Origin of the sequence: Aliivibrio sp. S3MY1 (assembly GCF_028765575.1) — a bacterium.
Classification (GTDB): Bacteria; Pseudomonadota; Gammaproteobacteria; order Enterobacterales; family Vibrionaceae; genus Aliivibrio.
In genome coordinates this window covers 1-1,178 of the sequence record NZ_JARACO010000079.1, presented here as the reverse complement: position 1 = coordinate 1,178, position 1,178 = coordinate 1, and the positions used below count along the sequence as shown (strand labels likewise).

The 1,178-nt window shown below is 49.2% G+C and carries 1 rRNA gene; it reads right to left on the bottom strand.

Going from position 1 to position 1,178, the window contains the following annotated elements:
• Positions 1-1,153 (bottom strand): 23S ribosomal RNA (locus PVK62_RS17300); the annotation flags it as partial.
• Positions 1,154-1,178 lie beyond the last annotated feature (25 nt).

The window sequence follows — 1,178 nt, the reverse complement described above, 5'->3', positions numbered from 1 at the left end:
CTGCCGCAGCTTCGGTGTATAGCTTAGCCCCGTTACATCTTCCGCGCAGGCCGACTCGACCAGTGAGCTATTACGCTTTCTTTAAATGATGGCTGCTTCTAAGCCAACATCCTGGCTGTCTGAGCCTTCCCACATCGTTTCCCACTTAGCTATAACTTTGGGACCTTAGCTGGCGGTCTGGGTTGTTTCCCTCTCCACGACGGACGTTAGCACCCGCCGTGTGTCTCCCGGATAGTACTTACTGGTATTCGGAGTTTGCAAAGGGTTGGTAAGTCGGGATGACCCCCTAGCCTTAACAGTGCTCTACCCCCAGTAGTATTCGTCCGAGGCTCTACCTAAATAGATTTCGGGGAGAACCAGCTATCTCCAAGTTTGATTGGCCTTTCACCCCTAGCCACAAGTCATCCGCTAATTTTTCAACATTAGTCGGTTCGGTCCTCCAGTTGATGTTACTCAACCTTCAACCTGCCCATGGCTAGATCACTTGGTTTCGGGTCTATATCCAGAGACTGAACGCCCAGTTAAGACTCGGTTTCCCTACGGCTCCCCTAAACGGTTAACCTTGCCACTGAATATAAGTCGCTGACCCATTATACAAAAGGTACGCAGTCACATAACAAGTATGCTCCTACTGCTTGTACGTACACGGTTTCAGGTTCTATTTCACTCCCCTCACAGGGGTTCTTTTCGCCTTTCCCTCACGGTACTGGTTCACTATCGGTCAGTCAGTAGTATTTAGCCTTGGAGGATGGTCCCCCCATATTCAGACAGGATATCACGTGTCCCGCCTTACTCGTTTTCACTGATGATGAGATGTCGGTTACAGGGCTATCACCTTGTATCGCGGCACTTTCCAGAGCCTTCACCTGTCTCATTAAAAGCTTAAGGGCTAACCCAATTTCGCTCGCCGCTACTTTCGGGATCTCGGTTGATTTCTCTTCCTCGGGGTACTTAGATGTTTCAGTTCTCCCGGTTTGCCTCGCTGCGCTATGTATTCACGCAGCGATACTAGCTTATGCTAGTGGGTTTCCCCATTCAGAAATCGTAGACTCAAATGGTTTTTACTACCTAATCTACGCTTATCGCAAGTTAATACGTCTTTCATCGCCTCTGACTGCCAAGGCATCCACCGTGTACGCTTAGTCACTTAACCATACAACCCCAAGAGGTTTCGTATG